Source organism: Streptomyces sp. NPDC005141, assembly GCF_053599975.1.
Map to the genome: position 1 here is coordinate 1 of NZ_JBSFYW010000057.1, position 18,520 is coordinate 18,520.

Annotated in this window: 14 protein-coding genes and 1 pseudogene; 7 read left to right on the top strand and 8 right to left on the bottom strand. The window is 71.7% G+C overall.

Translation table 11 applies throughout. The features are described from left to right. Positions 1-218: 218 nt before the first annotated feature. From ACWD68_RS32710 to rfbB, 4 genes and pseudogenes are all read right to left on the bottom strand, one after another. Positions 219-413: pseudogene (locus ACWD68_RS32710) on the bottom strand (nucleotidyl transferase AbiEii/AbiGii toxin family protein); the annotation flags it as partial. A 5-nt stretch (positions 414-418) separates the two neighbouring features. Then, positions 419-793: a hypothetical protein gene (locus ACWD68_RS32715; RefSeq protein WP_451810073.1), complete on the bottom strand. Its 375-nt coding sequence runs from the start codon at positions 791-793 to the stop codon at positions 419-421. A gap of 345 nt (positions 794-1,138) precedes the next feature. Next, positions 1,139-2,527: an NDP-hexose 2,3-dehydratase family protein gene (locus ACWD68_RS32720; protein WP_451810074.1), complete on the bottom strand. Its 1,389-nt coding sequence runs from the start codon at positions 2,525-2,527 to the stop codon at positions 1,139-1,141. Then, complete coding sequence (gene rfbB / locus ACWD68_RS32725; protein WP_451810075.1) at positions 2,524-3,504, bottom strand: dTDP-glucose 4,6-dehydratase; 981 nt, start codon at positions 3,502-3,504, stop codon at positions 2,524-2,526. The genes ACWD68_RS32720 and rfbB overlap by 4 nt, the downstream gene beginning before the upstream one ends. A gap of 372 nt (positions 3,505-3,876) precedes the next feature. On the opposite strand from rfbB, the gene tnpB reads away from it, so the two are divergent. Next, a complete protein-coding gene (gene tnpB, locus ACWD68_RS32730; RefSeq protein WP_451810076.1) occupies positions 3,877-5,328 on the top strand; it encodes an IS607 family element RNA-guided endonuclease TnpB in 1,452 nt (483 codons plus the stop codon). Between the two features lie 66 nt (positions 5,329-5,394). Here the strand turns inward: tnpB and ACWD68_RS32735 are convergent, their stop codons facing one another. Continuing rightward, the gene (locus ACWD68_RS32735; RefSeq protein WP_451810077.1) at positions 5,395-5,748 is read right to left on the bottom strand and encodes a VOC family protein; all 354 of its coding nucleotides are present in this window, start codon (positions 5,746-5,748) and stop codon (positions 5,395-5,397) included. 166 nt (positions 5,749-5,914) lie between these two features. Between ACWD68_RS32735 and ACWD68_RS32740 the strand changes: the two genes are divergently transcribed. Then, positions 5,915-7,468, top strand: a complete 1,554-nt coding sequence (locus ACWD68_RS32740; RefSeq protein ID WP_451810078.1) for an alpha/beta fold hydrolase — start codon at positions 5,915-5,917, stop codon at positions 7,466-7,468. Positions 7,469-7,542: 74 nt separating this feature from the next. On the opposite strand, the gene ACWD68_RS32745 is transcribed toward ACWD68_RS32740, so the two are convergent. Continuing rightward, positions 7,543-8,967, bottom strand: coding sequence for a nucleotide disphospho-sugar-binding domain-containing protein (locus ACWD68_RS32745; protein WP_451810079.1), 1,425 nt, complete (start codon positions 8,965-8,967; stop codon positions 7,543-7,545). Positions 8,968-9,042: 75 nt separating this feature from the next. After that, complete coding sequence (locus ACWD68_RS32750; RefSeq protein WP_451810080.1) at positions 9,043-10,356, bottom strand: hypothetical protein; 1,314 nt, start codon at positions 10,354-10,356, stop codon at positions 9,043-9,045. 114 nt (positions 10,357-10,470) lie between these two features. Between ACWD68_RS32750 and ACWD68_RS32755 the strand changes: the two genes are divergently transcribed. Beyond that, positions 10,471-11,712: an ATP-grasp domain-containing protein gene (locus ACWD68_RS32755; RefSeq protein ID WP_451810115.1), complete on the top strand. Its 1,242-nt coding sequence runs from the start codon at positions 10,471-10,473 to the stop codon at positions 11,710-11,712. A gap of 84 nt (positions 11,713-11,796) precedes the next feature. Here the strand turns inward: ACWD68_RS32755 and ACWD68_RS32760 are convergent, their stop codons facing one another. Beyond that, positions 11,797-12,585, bottom strand: coding sequence for a phytanoyl-CoA dioxygenase family protein (locus tag ACWD68_RS32760; RefSeq protein WP_451810081.1), 789 nt, complete (start codon positions 12,583-12,585; stop codon positions 11,797-11,799). Between the two features lie 321 nt (positions 12,586-12,906). Here ACWD68_RS32760 and ACWD68_RS32765 point away from each other — a divergent pair, with 321 nt between their 5' ends. Genes ACWD68_RS32765 through ACWD68_RS32780 form a run of 4 tightly spaced genes read left to right on the top strand, consistent with a single transcriptional unit; the run spans position 12,907 to position 18,519 of the window. Beyond that, the gene (locus tag ACWD68_RS32765) at positions 12,907-14,274 is read left to right on the top strand and encodes a formylglycine-generating enzyme family protein (protein ID WP_451810082.1); all 1,368 of its coding nucleotides are present in this window, start codon (positions 12,907-12,909) and stop codon (positions 14,272-14,274) included. After that, on the top strand, positions 14,274-15,680 hold the full coding sequence (locus ACWD68_RS32770) for an MBL fold metallo-hydrolase (protein ID WP_451810083.1): 1,407 nt from the start codon (positions 14,274-14,276) through the stop codon (positions 15,678-15,680). Before ACWD68_RS32765 ends, ACWD68_RS32770 begins: the two co-directional genes overlap by 1 nt. Then, positions 15,677-16,690, top strand: coding sequence for an alpha/beta hydrolase (locus ACWD68_RS32775; RefSeq protein WP_451810084.1), 1,014 nt, complete (start codon positions 15,677-15,679; stop codon positions 16,688-16,690). The genes ACWD68_RS32770 and ACWD68_RS32775 overlap by 4 nt, the downstream gene beginning before the upstream one ends. Continuing rightward, on the top strand, positions 16,678-18,519 hold the full coding sequence (locus ACWD68_RS32780; RefSeq protein WP_451810085.1) for an asparagine synthetase B family protein: 1,842 nt from the start codon (positions 16,678-16,680) through the stop codon (positions 18,517-18,519). Before ACWD68_RS32775 ends, ACWD68_RS32780 begins: the two co-directional genes overlap by 13 nt. Position 18,520: the final 1 nt, after the last annotated feature.

The window sequence follows — 18,520 nt, forward strand, 5'->3', positions numbered from 1 at the left end:
GTGCATGTGCTGTCTTGGCTCTCGATCAGCACGGTGTGCGCGCTTGGTTCTCGCACCGCACGGCGTGCACCTTACCCAATCAGGGGGATGGTGTTCCGCCCTGGGGGCGAAATCCCGCTTCCTGCCCTGCTCCGCAGGAGTCCGATTCCCCCCGGCCTGAAGGCCAAGGCATCCTCGAAGGAACCCGGTGAAACGGGCGGACAGCGGGGCGATCTCCAGCGCTCCAGGCCGGCGCGGAGCGTGGCAGCGATATCGGCCATCGGTGCCGGGTTCTCCGTGGCGACATCGAGATCCTGGCTGGGACGGCTGACCAGGCGATGAGCCCGCACCGCGTACCCGCCGGTGAGGACCAGCTGGTACGCAGAACCGAGAGCGATCACATCCGCCAGGAGCCGTGCGTGCAGCTCCGGCATGTCCGTCATACGGCTGCCCGAGTGCGTGCGGCAAGCTCAGGGAACGCGTCTTCCCAGACGGTACGCACAGTGCGTCCGACGAGGGTGCGCAGCACCGGCCACATCTGGAGGAGCAGGTTCTGATTGAGGTAGCGGGACAGGTCCTCGCTCAAACCCTCGTGAAGGACGGTGCGGTACAGGCCCATGCGCTGTCGCGGCTTGGACATGTCGTACAAGGTCATTCCGGACCAGGCCACGTGCAGTGGCAGCTCTACGACCCCCCGGGTGGGACCGCGCAACTCGTCCAGCGACTCTGGTAGACGACGCCGGAACTTCTCCCGGTACAGCGCGAGGTCCTCCGCGTCCTTCCCGGACGCATGGGACTGTGGGCTGGCGGCCATACGCTCATTATGGCGGGCCCGGGCTCGGCGTGTCGCGCGGCGCGGCGTCAGTGAAACGACACCGTCCGCCACGGTCAACAGAACCCGCAGAGCCGCGCGCCTTCGGGAGGGTTGCGCCCCCAGCGGTCCGAACGTCCACAGCACCGCCTTCTTGACCGGCTCGATTGTCCCGAACGCAGCGCCACGGCACCACCGACATGGCCACCCGCCAGGCGCGCCGCCGTGCCGGGTGAGTTGTATTCGCGCCGGGGGACCGGCTCGTACAGAACCCGGGGAAACGGGACCCGCGCCGGCTCGTACGGAACCCGTCGAACCGGGGCGGGCCGTGCGCTGAAGGAGCAGGGCTCAGGCGGTCCGTGGGGGCGGGCCGGCTGCCCCGGTGTTGAGGACGGCGAGCAGTGTTCTGGCCTGCACGTTGACGTAACGGCTGTGCCCGGCGAGCCAGTTCAGCTGGCCGGGGGTGACCCAGTGGTATCCCGGGGGCGGCTGCGCGGGCGTGGTGGCCTCGTCGGTGTCGACGATCAGATAGCGGCTCTCGGCGTCGAGGAACCGGCCGCCCTCCTCGGAGTGGACGGCCGAGTAGCGGATCCGGTCCTCGGGCACGTCGAGCATCAGGTCGAGAAACGGCGGGCGGTGCCCGGGCGCCGAAGGGGGGTAGTTCGCCGGAGCGCACTGCACGGTCGGCGCGAGCTCGGCGGTGTCGAGGAAGCCGCCCTCCACGCGCGCGTGCACCAGGACGTGCGCGACGCCGTCGAACACGCGGTGGGCGAAGGCGACGACGCCCCGCTCCACCGGTTCGATGATCGGCTGGGTCCAGCCGGCCACCTCCCGGCCCGCACCCTCGACCGACACCGCCACCACCTTGAAGAACCGGCCGTCGGCCCGGCTGATGGAGTGCTCGTCGCTCTGCCACCCGGCGACCTCGCGCAGCGGCATACGGCGCACGCTCACGTCCTGCCGGGCCCGCTCCGCGGTGAACCAGGCCAGCAGGCCCGCGTCGGAGGACAGCGCCCACGGCTCCGCGGCGGCCGCCGGAGCGCTCGCCAGCACGGTGCGCGCGTCCATGTTCACGATGTTGTCCAGCCGCAGCAGCCGGCTGATCTGGCCCAGGGTGAGCCAGCGGAACGCGTCGTCGGCGGGGACGTCGCCGTCCGTCTCGACGATCATGTTGCGGTTGCGTTTGCGGTAGAACCAGGCGCCGTGCTCGGACTGCAGGACGTCGGTGACCACCCGCTCGCGGTCCGGCTCGACGAAGTGCTCCAGGTACTTCACCGCCGCTCCGCCGTGGGCCTTGGTGTAGTTGCTGCGGGTGGCCTGCACGGTGGGGGAGAGCTGCACCAGGTTGGGGTTGCCGGGTTCCATCTTCGCCTGCATGAGGAAGTGCAGGACGCCGTCGAACTCCTTGGCCAGGATGCCCAGGATGCCGATCTCCGGCTGCACGATGATCGGCTGCTGCCACTGGGCGCCGGGCCGCACCACGTGCAGGCCCTCGATGGTGAAGAACCGTCCCGACCGGTGCCGCAGGTCGCCGGTGTCCGGCGCGAACGACCAGTGGTCGAGCCCGGCGAACGGGATGCGCCGCACCGTCGCCCCCGCGGAGCGGCGCACCCGCTCCAGCCACAGCGGCACCTCGGACGTCGCGATGTGGACGCCGTCGGCCGTCGCCGCCGACCGGGCCAGCCGCTCGGCGGTCGCGGTCCGGGACCGGGGGACCAGCCGCGCCGGTGCGCTCATCGCCCGCCGCCCGTGTCCTTGGCCGGCTTCCACCACTGCGGGTTGTCCCGGTACCAGGCGACGGTCTGCGCCAGGCCGGCGTCGAAGGCGGTGAGCGGCCGGTGGCCGAGCTCCCGCTCGATCCTGCCCTGGTCCAGCGCGTAGCGCCGGTCGTGGCCCTTGCGGTCGGTGACGTGGCGGATCATGTCCGGCCCCGCCCCGCACAGTTCGGCGATCCGGTGGGCCAGCGCCAGGTTCGCCAGCGCGGTGCCGGCGCCGATGTTGTAGACCTCGCCGGCCCTGCCCCGGGTCAGCACCCGGTGCACGGCCCGGCAGTGGTCGTCCACGTGCAGCCACTCGCGGACCTGCCCGCCGTCGCCGTACACGGGGACGGGCCGTCCTTCCAGGAGCTGGGTGACGGCGAGCGGGATGAACTTCTCCGGATGCTGGTAGGGGCCGTAGTTGTTGGAGCAGCGGGTGACCGAGACGTCCAGGCCATGGGTGCGGAAGTAGGCCAGCGCGACGAGGTCGGAGGCCGCCTTGGAGGCGGCGTAGGGGGAGTTGGGCAGCAGCGGGGACCCTTCCGTCCACACCCCCTCCTCGATGGACCCGTACACCTCGTCCGTCGAGACGTGCACCACCCGCCCGACACCGGCCGCCAGACACGCCTCCAGCAGCGCCTGGGTGCCCTCCACATTGGTGCGTACGAACGCGGCGGCGCCGGCGATCGAACGGTCCACGTGGCTCTCGGCCGCGAAGTGCACCACCGCGTCCTGGCCGGCCAGGACACCGCCCAGCAGGTCCCGGTCGAGGATGTCCCCCCGTACGAAGGTGAGCCGCGGATGGGAGGCGGGCAGGTTGTCGCGGTTTCCCGCGTACGTCAGCAGGTCCACGACCGTGACGTGCGCGTCCTCGAAACCCGGATAACCCCCCTCGAGCAGGGTCCGTACATAGTGCGAGCCGATGAACCCGGCTCCGCCGGTGACGAGGATTCTCATACGACCACATCGCAGTCGGAATTCCGCGCTCGAAGCATGCCTTTTCCCTTTTCGGCGAGGGGACGGATACCACTCGGTCCACGCTGGAGAACTGCCTGATTCCCGGTCGTCCTCGGACCGCCGGTCCTTGTGCCCTGCGCGGCCCCCGTCCCGGGGAGGGGACCGCCTGTGACCCAGTCCCGTCCGGCGAGGCTAGGCCGCGCGCCTAAAAGCCCCCTCGAAACGGACTCGAGGGGAGCTAACAACCTGATGCGAGTCATCAGTGAATCTCAGCCCATGGCAGTGGGTATCTTGGTCGTGTGAAGCCTCCTGAGTGGGGAGCGGGCGGCGGGCTGCCCGTACGGTGGCCGTGGTGACCGGTGAGGCCGCCGAGTGAAGAAGTTCCAGGTGCAGCCTGGTTTCGTGGCGCAGGCGTTTCGGTTCGCGCTGGACCCGAACGTCGGTCAGGAGCAGGCGCTCCGGTCGCACTGCGGTGCGGCGCGGGTCGCATACAACTGGGCTGTCGGCTGGGTCGAGGCGGCGTGGTGGCAGCGCCGCGCTGAGGCGTCGTACGGCATCGTTGAGACAGACCTGACGCCGTGGCGGCCCTGGTCGCTACCTACGCTGCGCAAGGCGTTCAACGAGGCCAAACACACTGACCAGAGGTTCGCCGCTTGGTGGCAGGAGAACTCCAAGGAGGCGTACAACACCGGTCTGGCGAACGCCGCCGCCGCGTTCGACAACTACGCGAAGTCGAAGCAGGGCAAGCGCAAGGGGCGCGCGCTGGGGATGCCGCGGTTCAAGTCGAAGCGAAAGGCGCGTCTGTCCTGCCGGTTCACCACCGGCACTATCCGCGTCGAGACCGACGGCCGGCACGTCACGCTGCCACGCCTGGGCACGATCCGTGTCCATGAGCCTTCGGTCAAACTCCTCGGCCGCCTGCAGGCGGGGACCGCCCGCATCCTGGCAGCCACCGTCCGCCACGAACGCGGCCGCTGGTTCGTCTCCTTCCACGCCGAGGTGAAGCGCGACCTGGTGCGCGTCGCCCGCCCGGGCGTCGCGGTCGGCATCGACCTCGGCATCAAGACCCTGGCGGTCATGGCCGACAGCACCGGCGAGATCCGCGAGGTGTCCAACCCGCGACACCTCGATGCCGCATTGAAAAAGCTGCGCCGCGTCTCCCGTACCGTGTCCCGACGCCGGGGCCCGGACCGCCGTACCGGACAGCAGCCGTCCCGCCGGTGGGAGAAGGCCAACAAGGCACGCAGCAGGGTGCACTACCGCGTCGCGAACCTCCGGGAAGACGCCCTGCACAAGCTGACCAGTGCCGTGGCGGCCGAGTACGGCACCGTGGTGGTCGAAGACCTCAACATTGCCGGGATGCTCCGCAACCGGCGCCTGGCCCGGCATATCGCCGACGCCGCATTCAGCGAGATCCGCCGACAGCTCACCTACAAGACCCGCCGCAACGGCTGCCGCATCGTGGCCGCCGACCGCTGGTTCCCCTCCTCCAAGACCTGCTCCGGGTGCGGCGTGGTGAAAGCCAAACTGCCGCTGCACATCCGGACCTACCACTGCGACGCCTGCGGCCTGGTCCTCGACCGGGACGCCAACGCCGCACGTAACCTCGCCGCGCTCGCGGCAGCCGCAGTAACGGGTACCGGAATGGCCGGAGACCCGGACGCCGTCAAGGCGTTGAAGCCTCGTGGAGCTGACCGGAAGACCCGCACCACCCCGCCCGGACGCAAAGCCGGGCGGGGGCGGGCAGGTGGCGCAACTCTGCCGCAACAGCAGCAGGCAGAAACGAGAGACCGTCCTCACATCGAAGCCCTCACGCTTTGGTGATGTGACGGACCTTCCGGGCAGAAATACCCGGAAGGCTGAGAGTCTCTTAGGCTCACAGCAACGGCGTCAGCTGTCCTGCAGCAGCCCCAGAACGTTGCCGTCGAGGTCGGTGACGGTGGCCACCAGCCGGCCGCCGCCGACGTCGGCGGCGGGGCTCTTGACCGTGGCCCCCGCGGCGGTCACCTCGGCCAGCTTCGCCTCGATGTCGGGGACGTGCCAGTAGGCGACCGGCGAGGTGATGTCCTGCGCTCCCGCCGGCACCAGCCCGATGTGCTGGCCCGCGAGGTCGAAGCCGACATAGAACTCCGAGTCGGTCTGCGGCTCGATGCCGAGCAGGGCGGCGTACACCTTCTTCGCCGCGGCCACGTCCTTCACCGGATGCAGGACGGTCTTGATTCCCTGAATGGCCGAGTCAGCCATTTCCACTCCTGGGGGGTTGGGATTTCGTGACCCCATGCTAGGAAAATCCGCGGCCGCGATGCATCTCCGCACCTGATCACTCCAGCGGGTTTCCAGCCACTCTTGACCAGAAGTGGACGGGCCCTTGCCAGGCTGCGAGCGCGCTGAATCCAGGAGGGGAAATCACGTGAAAAAGCTCGCATGGGTCACCGCGGTGGCCGTGGCCGGCCTGCTGGGGCCGGCCGTCGTCCCGGCCGCGGCGGCCAAGGAAGCGGCCCGGCCGGCCGCAGCGGACGCCGGGACCATCGCCTGGTCGCCGTGTCCCGACACCGACCCGGTCCTCGGCAGCCTGCTCAAGGGCCTGCAATGCGGCACGGTCCAGGTACCGCTCGACTACGCCGACCCCGGCGGCAGGAAGATCAGCCTCGCGCTGACCCGGGCCGTCCACACCGCCCCCGACAGCCAGTACCAGGGCGTCGTCATCCTCAACCGCGGCCAGTGGCCCGGCGGCATCGGCCGCGACCTGCCCACCCGCTACGCCCAGGGCACCACCGGGCTGGCCAAGGACGTCGGCGCCGCCTACGACTGGATCGGCTTCGACCCGCGCGGCGTCGGCGCCAGCGAACCGTCCGTGGTCTGCGACAGCAGCTACGTCTACCCCGGCCACGCGCAGCCCGACCCCGTGCCCGCCACGCCTGCCGCCGAACAGGAATGGGCCGAGCGGGCCCGCGCCTACGCCCAGAGCTGCGGCGACACCTACGGCGACGTCCTCGACCACCTCACCACCAAGGACGCCGCCCGCGACCTCGACCGGATGCGGATCGCCCTCGGCCAGGAGAAGATCACCTACTTCGGCACCGACTGGGGCACCTACCTCGGCTCGGTCTACGCCTCGATCTACCCGCACCGGGTCAAGCGGATGATCCTGGACAGCGTGACCCGGCCCAACGGCAAGTGGTACAAGAACAACCTCGCCAAGAACGAGACGTCCGAGACGAACGCCCGGATCTTCTTCACCTGGGTCGCCAAGTACGACGCCGTCTACCACCTGGGCACCACCGCCGCCGACGTCGAGGCGAACTACTACCGGGGCCAGAACGCACTCGCCGCCGCCCCCCTCGACGGCAAGATCGGCCCGTCCGAGTGGGCCGACGTCTTCGAGCCGGTCGTCTACCGCAGCTGGACCTGGCTCTCCCGGGCCAAGGTGCTCTCCGACTGGGTGGTGCGCCAGGACCCCGCCTCGCTGCGGGCCAACTACTCCGACCCGGGCTTCCCGCACCAGAACCGGCACGCGATGACCAACGCGGTCCAGTGCACCGACGCCTCCCAGCCGCGCAACTGGAGCCGCTGGCACAAGGATTACTCCCGCCAGTACGCCGCCGGGAACCACTTCCTGACCTGGACCAACGCCTGGTACAACGCACCGTGCGCGTTCTGGCCGGTGCCCGCGCAGACTCCGCAGAAGGTCGGTGACCCCTCGGTGAACGTCCTGCTGGTGCAGCCGGAGTTCGACACCGCGCACGGCACGACCGGCGCGGTGCGCACGCACAAGCTGTTCCCCAACTCCCGCCTCGTGCTGGAGCAGGGCGGCCACAACGTCGGCGCGGCCCTGTCGGCGAACAACAACGCCTGCCTGAACACCTTCGTCGGCGACTACCTGCGCGACGGCACCCGTCCTGCCTCCAAGAAGGGCATCGACGCGACCTGCCAGGCCTCCCCGGACCCGGTCCCGGCGTCCTGAACCGCCTGAACCGGACGGCGGCCCCGCACCGTTGAAGGGTGCGGGGCCGCTTCCGCCTTGGCCGCCGTCGCGGCTCAGCGCACGGCGGGCACCGGCCCGGACGCCGGCACCTGTGCGGGCACCGCCCCGGACGCCGGCAGCTGCGCGGACACCTCGCTCGTCCTGGCCCGCAGCACGTCCGCGGGCGCCGTGCCGGCCCGGTGGGCGGCGACCAGGTCCTCCAGGGTCCGTGTCATCTCGTTGGGGGAGGGCATGGCCAGTACCTCCTGGCTCAGCCGCTGGGCGTTCGCCCGCAGCCCCTGGTCGTGGAGCAGCCGGTCCAGCGCGGCCCGCACCCGCGGCCCGTCCGCCTCGGCGGGCTTCATGGCCAGTCCCGCCCCCGAGCGTTCCAGGCAGCGGAGTTTGAGCGGGACGTCGAACGCCCGGCTGACCAGCAGCTGCGGCACGCCGTAGCGCAGGGCGCAGCCGAACGACCAGGTGCCGCCGTGATGCACCATGGCCGCGCAGGTCGGCAGGACGTCGGCCAGTGGCACGGACTCCACCAGGCGGGTGTTGGCCGGCACCCGGTGCAGCCGGTGCCGGGACTCCCGCGGCAGGGTCAGGATCAGTTCCATCTCCAGGCCGGCCGCCGAGTCGAGGATCTCCTGGATGCGTTCGACGGGCAGCAGCTGGCGCACCGGACCGTCGTTGACCGCGTCCCCGAAGGTCATGAGGACCCGCGGCGCCCGCGGCGGTTCGGCGATCCACCGCGGCACCACGGCCGGCCCGTTGTAGGGGACGCACTGCATGGGCAGCGTCGTCGGCCGCTCGTCGGGGCGGAACGCCCGGGGCAGCGGGTCGATGGTGAACTGCCCGTTCACCAGCTCCTCGGAGAACGCGCAGCCGTACTTCTGGGCCCAGCCCGCCAGCCAGTCGCCGAGCCGGTCGGCGCGGTCGTGCGGCGGCTGCAGTGCCTGCGCGTGCAGGAAGTCCTCCCGCATACGGGAGTAGACGTCGACGGAGTACAGCACCCGGGCGTGCGCGGCCCCGACCGCTGCGGCGGCCACCGCGCCCGCGAACGCCTTCGCCCCCCACAGCACCAGATCGGGCCGCCAGGTGCGGGCGAAGGCGACCAGTTCCTCCATCATCGAGTCGTTGGACCGCCGGGCCTGCGGCAGCACCAGGTCGTCCATCACCGAGGTGACCTGCTCCCAGTCCAGCCGCGCACGGTCGGGCCCCAGCTCGAACAGCGGGCCGAGCCCGTCCTGCGCGGACTTCCGCGCGCCGGACGGGGCGGCGGCGGCCGCCGCCTGGCGCCGCTCGTCGCGCCGTCTGCGCAGCTGCGGGCTCTCACCGGGTCCCACGCCCAGGCCCGTCAGTCCGGCACCGGCGACGGCGTCCAGGAGGTCGGGCCAGCCGGCCACCCGCACCTCGTGCCCGGCCGTCTGCAGCGACCACGCCAGCGGAACCAGGTTGAACAGGTGTGTCTTGAAGGGGAACGGCACGATGAGAACCCGCACGGCGGATCTCCTTCGGGTCAGGGGCGAGGGGGGTGGTGTGCGCCGGCGCACGCATCGACGCCCCTGCCATCCTGATCACGTATCCCGTACGGGGCTTCTCCAGGTTTGCCCACTGGTGCTGGTCGCGGCGGTCACCAGGACGGAGACGGCCGTGACTGCCAGGGCCGTCGGCAAGGGTCCCGCCAGGTCGCACAGTGCGCCGGTGAGCAGGATGGACACCACCACGCCCAGCGGCAGCAGTGTGGCCCGCAGCGTCACCACCGCCGGCAGCTGCTCGGTCGTGGCCGCCGCCAGCAGCCGGTTGTTGAAGTGGACGTAGGCGACCTCGAACAGGACCAGGAACAGCGCGTACAGCACCAGCGTCGGCGCGGTGCGCCCGGCCAGCACCGCGGTGGCCAGGAACGGCATCGGTGCCAGTGCCCACGCGGCCGAGGGCAGCTGCCCGAGGTGGCGCTGGGCGGGCAGGGCGGTCAGCGACCCGGCGAAGACGGCGACCGAGGAGACGGCGACGAAGACGCCCACCAGCCGGGTCCCGCCGCCCAGCACCTGCAGCGGGATCACGGTGACGGCCACGGTGTGGAACCCCTGCCAGAACGCCACCAGCAGGAACCGGGCGAACAGCCTGCGCAGCACCGGGTCGGTGACCCGCAGCCGCCCGCCCTCCGCATACTGCCCGGCACCCCCGGCACCCCCGGCACCCCCGGCACCCCCGGCACCCCCGGCACCCCCGGCACCCCCGGCACCCCCGGCAGCCTCGCCGTCCGTGCCGCCTGTGCGGTCAGTGCCGGCGGTGGTGTCCGCGCGGGTGGTCCCGGCAGGCGACGGCAGCGCCCAGGCGAGCAGCGCGGACAGCGCCAGCAGCACCGCGTTCACCGCGACCAGACCCCGCAGCGGCAGGATCGAGGCGGCCGGCCCCGCCAGCGCCGCACCGAGACTGACCCCCGTCAGCTTGCCGATCTCCGCGAGGGTGTTGGCGCGCTCCAGCCGCCCGGGGTCGACGGCGGCGCGCAGCGCGAGGGAGGTCGCCGAGCGGGTGAGCGCCTCGCAGAACCCGCGGGCCAGGACCAGGACGGTGGCCACGGCCGCCAGCGCGTGGCCCGGCGCCGCGAGGGCGGCCAGCGTCAGCACCAGACTCGCCGCCTCGGCCGCCCGCACCAGGTGCTCGGGGGCGTGCCGGCGCAGCAGCGAGTTGAGCGGATGCGCCAGCAGCAGCGCGGGCAGCCACGGTGCGCTCAGCACCGCCCCGGCCAGCAGCCCCGACCCGGTGGCCGACCCCACCCGCGTGGACAGACTCACCAGAAGCAGGAAACTCCCGCACGCGTTGACGAACAGCAATACGGGAGTGAAATTCGGCGAACGGCGCACCGCCGGAAACAAGGTCAATGTCATCACAAGCCCCTCCAGAAGCCGGAGGATGCCAGAGCTGAACACATTTCGGCGACGAAGGCCGCTGCCTATCGTGAACATATGACAGCAACCACCGGGAACAGCCCGTGCATTGTGATGGTCGACGCCTACGCCGCCGTCCGTTCACTCGTTCTTGAATTCAGGAAAAAAGGATGTTCGGTCGTCCGTGTGCAAAGCACACGCGACGTTCCGCTCGTCTACCGGTCGGCGCCCTACGTCCGTGACGACTTCATCGCCGACATCGTCCACGACGGCGACGTGGCGGCCACCCTCACCGCCCTCGCCGCGTTCACGCCCCTCGCGGTGGTCTCGGGCGGCGAGTCCGGGGTGGAACTCGCCGACCTGCTCGCCGAACGGCTCGGCCTGCCCGGCAACGGAACCGCCCTGAGCACCGCACGACGCGACAAACACGTCATGGTCGAGACCGTGCGTGCCGCCGGGCTGCGCGCGGCCCGCCAGCTGCGCGCCACCGACGCCGGCGAACTGGCCGCCTGGCACCGCGAACTGGGCGGACGCGTCGTGGTCAAACCGCTGCGCAGCGCCGGCAGCCAGGGCGTCTTCTTCTGCGACACACCCGAGGAGTCGGCCGCCGCCTTCACCTCGCTGGCCGGCACCGACGACGTCTTCTCCCGCGCCAACGACGGGGCCGTGGCGCAGGAGTACCTCCCCGGCACCGAGTACATGGTCAACACCGTCAGCCGCGACGGCCGCCACCATGTCTGCGACATCTGGCGCACCAGCCGCGTCAGCGCCAACGGCGTCCTGGACCTGTGCGACGCCCTCGCGCTGACCGACTCCGGCGACCGGGCCGCGGCCCCGCTGACCCACTACGCCTTCCAGGTCCTGGACGCCCTCGGCATCCGCCACGGCCCCGCGCACGTGGAGATCAGGATGACCCCCGCCGGGCCGTGCCTGGTGGAGGTCGGCGCCCGGATCGCCGGCGGCGGCATCCCGGCCAGCGCCGGCCTGGGCATCGGCGCCTCGCAGCTGGAGTGGACCGTCGAGGCGTACCTGCGTCCCGAACGGTTCCACGCCCGCGCCCAGCACCCGTACACCCTGCGCCGCCACTGCGCGATCGCCGGCATGGTCTCACCGGTGCGGGGCGTGCTCAGCCACTACCGGGGCATCGAGGAGATCCAGCGGCTGGAGAGCTTCCACGCCCTGGTGACCCCGGTCAAACCGGGCCAGGACATCGTCCGCACCGTCGACGACCTCACCTACCCGGTCATCGTGACGCTGCTGCACGACCTCGAGGAGGTCGTCCAGCGCGACCTGAACACGATCCGCCACCTGGACGGCACCGGCTTCTACGTCCTCGACCACGCGCCCGGCTCCTGACCCCACCGGCCTGCGTCCCCGGCCGCGCGCCCGGGTCCTGACCGCGGTGTTCGACCGCCGCCCGGCGGCAGTTGAACGCCGCGGTCAGGCGCCGGCCGCCACCGGCCGCGACCACGCCGGCCGCGGCACCCGGTAGACGAAGCTGACCGCGGTGCGCGGCTGCGCCGCCGTCGTGTTGGGCGCCGAGCGGTGCAGCACCAGCCCGTCGAACAGGACGGCCGAGCCCGGCTCCAGCGGCATGGCGACCACGGCCGTGCGCGGCAGATGCTCGTCGGCGACCTGCGGCTCCCGCGCCCGCCGAAGCGGCGGCTCGCCCGGCAGGCGCTCGCTGTCCCCGGTGTGCGGGAGCAGCCCGAGCAGGTGCGAGCCGGGCAGGAACTCCAGGCAGCCGTTGCGGACGGTGGCCGGCTCGAGCGCCACCCACACCGTCACGATGCCGTGCTCGCCGGCGTCGAAGCCGGGCGGCGCGAACGCCATGTCCTGGTGCCAGGGCTTGGCCGAGCCCACCACCGGCGGCTTGGCCCACAGGAAGGAGTTGACCAGCGTGCCCGGGGCGCCGGCGGCCCGGGCGACCGCCCCGCCGGCCAGGTCGAGCGAGCGCTGCACGGCCTCGAACTCGGGGACGTGCACATGGATCCGGTCCGCCGACCGCAGCACCCCCGCAAGTGCGCGCTCCCCCTGCTGCCAGGCCGCCCAGCCGCCGATGCCGGGCGCCTCCAGGACGAAGTCCCCGCCCGAGACGGCGCGGTCGCGGGTGAGGTCCTCCAGCGCGCCCACCGCCCGCCGCAGCCGCACCAGCGCGTCACCGGCTGCGAGCCCCGGAAGCCGCACGAATCCGTTCTCCCGTATTCCCCCGGAATCGGTCTCCACCATTTCTCGTCCTCCCTCTCTTGACATCGGATCGCCCGCGAATTTACCCGTATGTATCACAGGGCGTTCATGTTCAAGCCGAGCCGGAAAACGGTTCGTTGCCACCCCTTCGGCGCCCTGCGTATCCTCTCGGGCCATGAGGCCGCTCGGCCACATCACAAGCTATTTGCGGAAGGAGTGGAATATGAGCGACCGCACCTTTATGGAGACCCGTGACGCGGACGAGGAGACCAGCAAGTGGTAATCCTCTGACAGCGAAATACGTGCCGCCCGTACGGAATTCAATTTCCGTACGGGCGGCACGTCGTCCCGAGAGAGGCAGAAATGGTAGGCAATCGCGTTTCCCACGTCATCGACCTTCCCGCCGACCTGCTGGTGATCGACGACTCCACCGACGACCGCTACTGGGCCTCGGTGGAACGCGTCGTCGACCTGGCCGGGCAGAAGGCACGGACCGCCGACGGGGTGCCGCTGCTGGCGAGCCTGGTGGCCGCCCACCCCGAGTGGCCGGTGCGCGCCGGCGCGGTGCGGCTGCTGGCCGCCCACCACGCGGACGATTCCGCCGCGGGCAGCGCCGTGGCCGCCGCGACCCACGACACGGTCGACTGGGTCGCCTTCACCGCCCTCAAAGTCATCACCCAGTACCGGATCGCCGCCGCCGTCCCCGACCTCATCCGCATCTCCGGCTGGCCCAGCAACTTCACCCGGCCCGACTGGGCGCGCAAGCCCGTCGGCTGCGGCGCGGCGCTGACCAAACGCGCCCTCATCGCCGTCTTCGGCACCCGCGACCCCGCCGAACTGCGCCGCCTGGAGGACGAGTACTTCACCGACATGCGGACCCGGATCGCTGCCGCGCGCAGCCGCCCCCGCCGGCACACCGACGTGATCCCGGTACCCGCCGGCCCGGCGATCATCGGCGCCGACGAAAAGCCCGACGCCTTCCGCATGGCCCAGGACGACAGCACCCTGCGCGCCCTGGACGTGCCCGCCTTCCTCATCGACCGCACCACCGTCACCAACGCCCGCTACCGCCAGTTCCTCGAAGAGGTCGGCGACTCCGGCGAGTTCGACCACCCCGACCAGCCCCTGGAACGCTCCCACCGCCCCGCGCACGGGCACGACGCCCGCTTCAACGCGCCCGGCCTGCCGGTCGTCGGCCTCGACTGGTACGACGCCTACGCCTTCGCGAAGTGGGCCGGCGGCGCCCTGCCCAGCGAGGTCCAGTGGGAGAAGGCCGCCCGCGGCGTCGACGGCCGCCGCTACCCCTGGGGCCAGGACTGGGACCCCGCACGGGTGAACTACGTCGAGCGGTCCTTCGGCGAGCAGGTGAGCGACCTCGACTCCCTCGAAGCCCTGCTGCTCACCGTCGAACAGGGCACCAACCCCGACCACCCGGTGCTGCCCGCCGACGCCCTCCCGCAGGGCGCCAGCCCCTACGGCGTCCTGCAGATGTCCGGCAACGTGTGGGAACTGACCCGCACCAACTTCTACACCGGCCAGGACATGGACCCCTTCTTCCAGGGACGCCACCCGCTGGACTTCATGAACCGCAAGGACGCCTTCCACGTCCTGCGCGGCGGCACCTGGACCTCGCCGCCCACCTGCCTGACCACCTTCTACCGCGGCAAGGACCTGATCACCGACCGGCACAACGAGGTCGGCTTCCGCTGCGTGTACGAGACGAGCACCTGATGCGCCTGACCTCGCTGGGCCACGCCGCGGTCCTCGTCGAGACCGGCAGCGAGCGGATCCTGTTCGACCCGTGGCTCACCCAGCGCCTGGACCGCTTCTGGGAACATCACCCGCCGCTGCCCCACGACCTGGTCCGCCAGGTCCTCGACGACGGTGTCGACTACGTGGTCCTCAGCCACCACCACTTCGACCACCACCACTTCCCCTCCCTGCGGCAGCTGGCCGACGGCGCTGACGTGGACTTCGACGACAGCCCCCGCCAGAGCTCCGCCGTCACCTGCATCTACCCCGCCGGCCCCGTGCCGCCCCGGCTGACCGCCTCCGGCCTCGGACACCAGGCGATCGCCTGGACCCTGCGCCGCCTGGGCTTCGAGCACCTGCACCCGGTGACACCGGGCGACACGCTCACCCTGGGCGCGGCGACCCTGCGGACCTTCCCCTCGGCCGTGCCGTTCCCCGAGATGAGCGTGCTGGTGCAGACCGCCGACGCCGCCGTCATGCTGTGCGGCGACGCCCTGCTGCACGAGCGGACCGCCGCCGCCTTCCAGGAGGAGGACGCACCGCGCCTGGACGCCGTACTCGTGCCCGCGCACAGCGTCTCGCCGCCCGGCGTGCTGACCGAACGCCGCCCCCTGTCCGACCCGGACGCGGTCCGCGCCCGCGCCGCGGCGAACTTCGACCGCTACGTCCAGGCGATCCCCGCCGCCGTGACCGTGCCCTCCTCCTTCGGCTGGCGCGTCAGCGGCGACGGCGAACGCGACTACTCCTGGTGCAACAAGACGATGTTCCCCTTCACCCCCGTCCAGGCCCTTGGCCGGCTGGACGAACTGGGCCGCGACGGCCTGCTGTGGGGCCCGGGCCAGGTCCTGGAGGCCGCCGGCGGCAAGGCCGCCCTGACCGACGGACCCCGCCCGCCCGCCGCCTACGACTTCGACCAGCTCTACGCCGAGGTCACCCTCGACCCGGCCACCCCCGTACCGCCGTTCGACGCCGCCACCGACCGCCACGGCCGCCAGAGCCGCAGCTGCCCCGACCTGCTGCGCGAACTCCTGGACCGCCTGGTGGCCACCGACTACTGGTACCGCGCCCTGGACCACGGCTCCGGACGCCACGTCATCTCCCTGTACGAGGACCACGGCACCGAGACCGCCTTCCTCCTCGACCCGGTCGCCGACCGGGTGACCCGCCTCGGCCAGGGCCCGGCCCGCGCCCACCTGGCCGGCGCCGAGGGCTGGACCGAGACGGCGGCGAGCACCCTTGAGGCCCTGCTCGACGCCGACCTGCTGTTCGGCAGCTCCTTCGGCCTGTGGGCCAGCGACGGCGTCCTGCTCTCCGCGGTCTTCCACCACCCGTCCTTCTACACACGCCACATGGACCGCGCACTGCGGGAGGCGAACACCCCGTGAACGGCACCGTCGTACTCGACCACGAGAGCACCTGCCTGCGCGGCAACCCGCTGGGCGACCCGCACCGCCGCCGCATCGAGGTGCACCTGCCGCCCGGATACGACGGCGTGCGCCGCTACCCGGTCATCTACTGGCTGCCCGGATTCGGCGCCCACCCCGGCCTCGGCAACCGCGCCCTGGCCTTCGGCCCGTCCGTCGCCGACCGCCTGCACCAGGCGATGACCGACGGCCGGGTGCCGCCCGCCCTGCTCGTCGTACCCGACTGCACCACCGCCTACGGCGGCTCGCAGTACCTCGACTCCGCCGCCTCGGGCCGCTACGCCACCTACCTCGCCGAGACCGTCCGCGAAGTGGACCGCCGCTTCGCGACCCGCCCCCAGCCCGCCTGGCGCGCCGTCGGCGGCAAATCCAGCGGCGGCTACGGCGCCCTCGTCGCGGGCATGACCTCCCCGCTGTTCGGGGCGGTGATCGCCTGCTCGCCCGACGCCGGGTTCGAACACAGCTATCTGCCGCTGCTCCCCGCCACCCTCGACACCATCCGGGCGGCCGGCGGCGTCGACGCCCTGCTGGCCCGCCGCGACAGCGGCCCGCACGACGGACCCTTCATGGTGGCGATGAGCCTCATCGCCATGGGCATGTGCTACGCCGACCAGCCCCGCACCACCCCCCAGGACGCCCTGCCCTGCGACCCCGTCACCGGAGTGTTCCGCGACCGGGTCTGGCAGCGCTGGCTCACCCACGACCCCGTCCGGATGCTGCCCGCCCACACCGCCCCGCTCACCGCACTGGGCCTGCTCCACCTCGGCGTCGGCGAACGCGACGAATACGGCATGCACTGGGGAGCCCGCGCACTGCACGCGGCCCTCGACACCCACCACGTCCCCCACGTCTACCAGGAACACGCGGGCGGCCACCACGGCATCGAGCACGTCTTCACCGACGCGCTCGCCCACCTGTGGCAGACATGGCGCCACGGGCAGGAACCGGAGAACGACTCGTGTGCGGCATAGCGGGCTACATCAGCCTGGACGGACGGCGCGACGCCGCATGGCTGGACGCCCTGGGCCGGACCATGACCGCGGCCATGGCACACCGCGGCGAGGCCGCCTGCGCCCCCTACGTCTCCGCGTGCGGCACCGTCATGCTGTGCGCGACCCGCCTGGCGGTCCGCGACCGCACCGAGGCCGGCGACCAGCCGATGACCGACCCCACCGGCCGCATCGTGCTGGTCCACAACGGCGAGGTCTACGGCTCCCGTTCACCCGCACCACCCCTGTGGCCGCGCCGCACCACCTGCGACACCGAGTTCGTGCTCCAGCAGATCTGCCGCCAGGACGACCCCGGGGCCGCACTGCGCCCGCTGGACGGCATGTTCGCCCTCGCCTGGCACGACACCACCACCGGCCGCGTGGTCCTGGCCCGCGACCACTTCGGCGTCAAACCGCTCTTCTACACCGTCACCGAAGGCGCCCTGCTGTTCGCCTCGGAACAGGGCGTCCTGCTGCGCACCGGCCTGGTGACCCCCGAGGTGGACCCCGAAGAGTTCCTCCTGCGCTCCTGGATCCGCATGGACGCCGCCGACGACCACACCTGGCTGCGCGGCATCCGATCCCTGCAGCCCGCCGAATACCTCCTCCTGGACCGCCCCCGCACCAGCACCCACCGCTACTGGAAACCCGCCGCGGTCGACGACCCGATCCGGCCCGAGGAGATCAGGGCCGCCTTCGACCGGGCCGTCCGGCAACGGTCCGTCTCCGACGTCCCCCGCGCCGCGGTCCTCAGCGGCGGCGTCGACAGCACCGCGATCGCCGCCGCCCTGACCAAAGAGGGCGTGCCCCTGGACGGATACGTACTGCGCTACCAGGACGGCATCGGCGGCTCCGGCGACGACGTCTCCTACGCCACCGAGGTCGCCGGCCGACTCGGCGTCCCGCTGACCGTCTGCGACCTCGACAGCGACAGCACCGCCGCCCTGGTGCCCGTCCTGCCCACCCGGCTGATGCGGCCCCTGCTGCACGGCGCCGAACTGGCGATGCACCACCTCTACCGCACCATCGCCGACGACAAGAACGTCGTCGTCTACTCCGGACACGGAGCCGACGAACTCTGGGGATACCAGGACGGCCGCTACTTCCCCGTCGTCGACCCCTACGCCCCCACCTTCATCCACGGACGCCACTACCTCACCCACCGCCTGCACGCCGACGAACGCCCCGTCTGGGCCCGCCTCATCAGCTGGATGGCCCACGAACTCGACGTCGACATGAGCGCGGTGACCGACCGGGTGTGGGAACGCACCCTGGACGAATACCGGGCGCTCAAGACCGCATCCCCCCTCAAACGCGGCCGGCACCACCTGATGCGCCGCTTCCTGGTCTACGTCAACGACATGGTGGACGCCACCTCAGCCACCTTCACCCTGGAGGACCGGCCCGTCTTCCAGGACGTCACCCTGACCGAACTGGCCTTCCGCTGCCCCGAACACCTCAAGGACACCAACCAGCCCGGCACCCACAAAGGACTCCTCAAAGCAGCACTCGCCGACCTGCTGCCCGACTCGGTGCGCGCACGCCGCAAACAGGGCTTCCCCAGCCCCGCCGACCCCGGATACACCCGACGGCTGACCGAACTCGCCGGCCAACTCGGCACCCCCTTCGGCCTGCCCGCACCCCCGGCCGCCCTCCGCGCCGAACTGGGCGTCGGCGAATGGATGTTCCTGGCATCGGCCTCCGCCTGGACCGACCACCTCACGGAACTCAGAACCCACCCGAGGAGTCACAGTGAGCCCTTCCGTCCCCCGGTGGCGCCCGCAGGTCCTGCACCACGCGGCCGACCTTGAC

Bases quoted from the DNA above. Each gene is read 5' to 3' on its own strand.
- ACWD68_RS32715 (WP_451810073.1), bottom strand. From the start codon at position 793: ATGGCCGCCAGCCCACAGTCCCATGCGTCCGGGAAGGACGCGGAGGAC.
- ACWD68_RS32735 (WP_451810077.1), bottom strand. From the start codon at position 5,748: ATGGCTGACTCGGCCATTCAGGGAATCAAGACCGTCCTGCATCCGGTG.
- ACWD68_RS32770 (WP_451810083.1), top strand. From the start codon at position 14,274: ATGCGCCTGACCTCGCTGGGCCACGCCGCGGTCCTCGTCGAGACCGGC.
- ACWD68_RS32755 (WP_451810115.1), top strand. From the start codon at position 10,471: ATGGTCGACGCCTACGCCGCCGTCCGTTCACTCGTTCTTGAATTCAGG.
- ACWD68_RS32765 (WP_451810082.1), top strand. From the start codon at position 12,907: ATGGTAGGCAATCGCGTTTCCCACGTCATCGACCTTCCCGCCGACCTG.
- ACWD68_RS32750 (WP_451810080.1), bottom strand. From the start codon at position 10,356: ATGACATTGACCTTGTTTCCGGCGGTGCGCCGTTCGCCGAATTTCACT.
- ACWD68_RS32760 (WP_451810081.1), bottom strand. From the start codon at position 12,585: ATGGTGGAGACCGATTCCGGGGGAATACGGGAGAACGGATTCGTGCGG.
- ACWD68_RS32720 (WP_451810074.1), bottom strand. From the start codon at position 2,527: ATGAGCGCACCGGCGCGGCTGGTCCCCCGGTCCCGGACCGCGACCGCC.
- rfbB (WP_451810075.1), bottom strand. From the start codon at position 3,504: ATGAGAATCCTCGTCACCGGCGGAGCCGGGTTCATCGGCTCGCACTAT.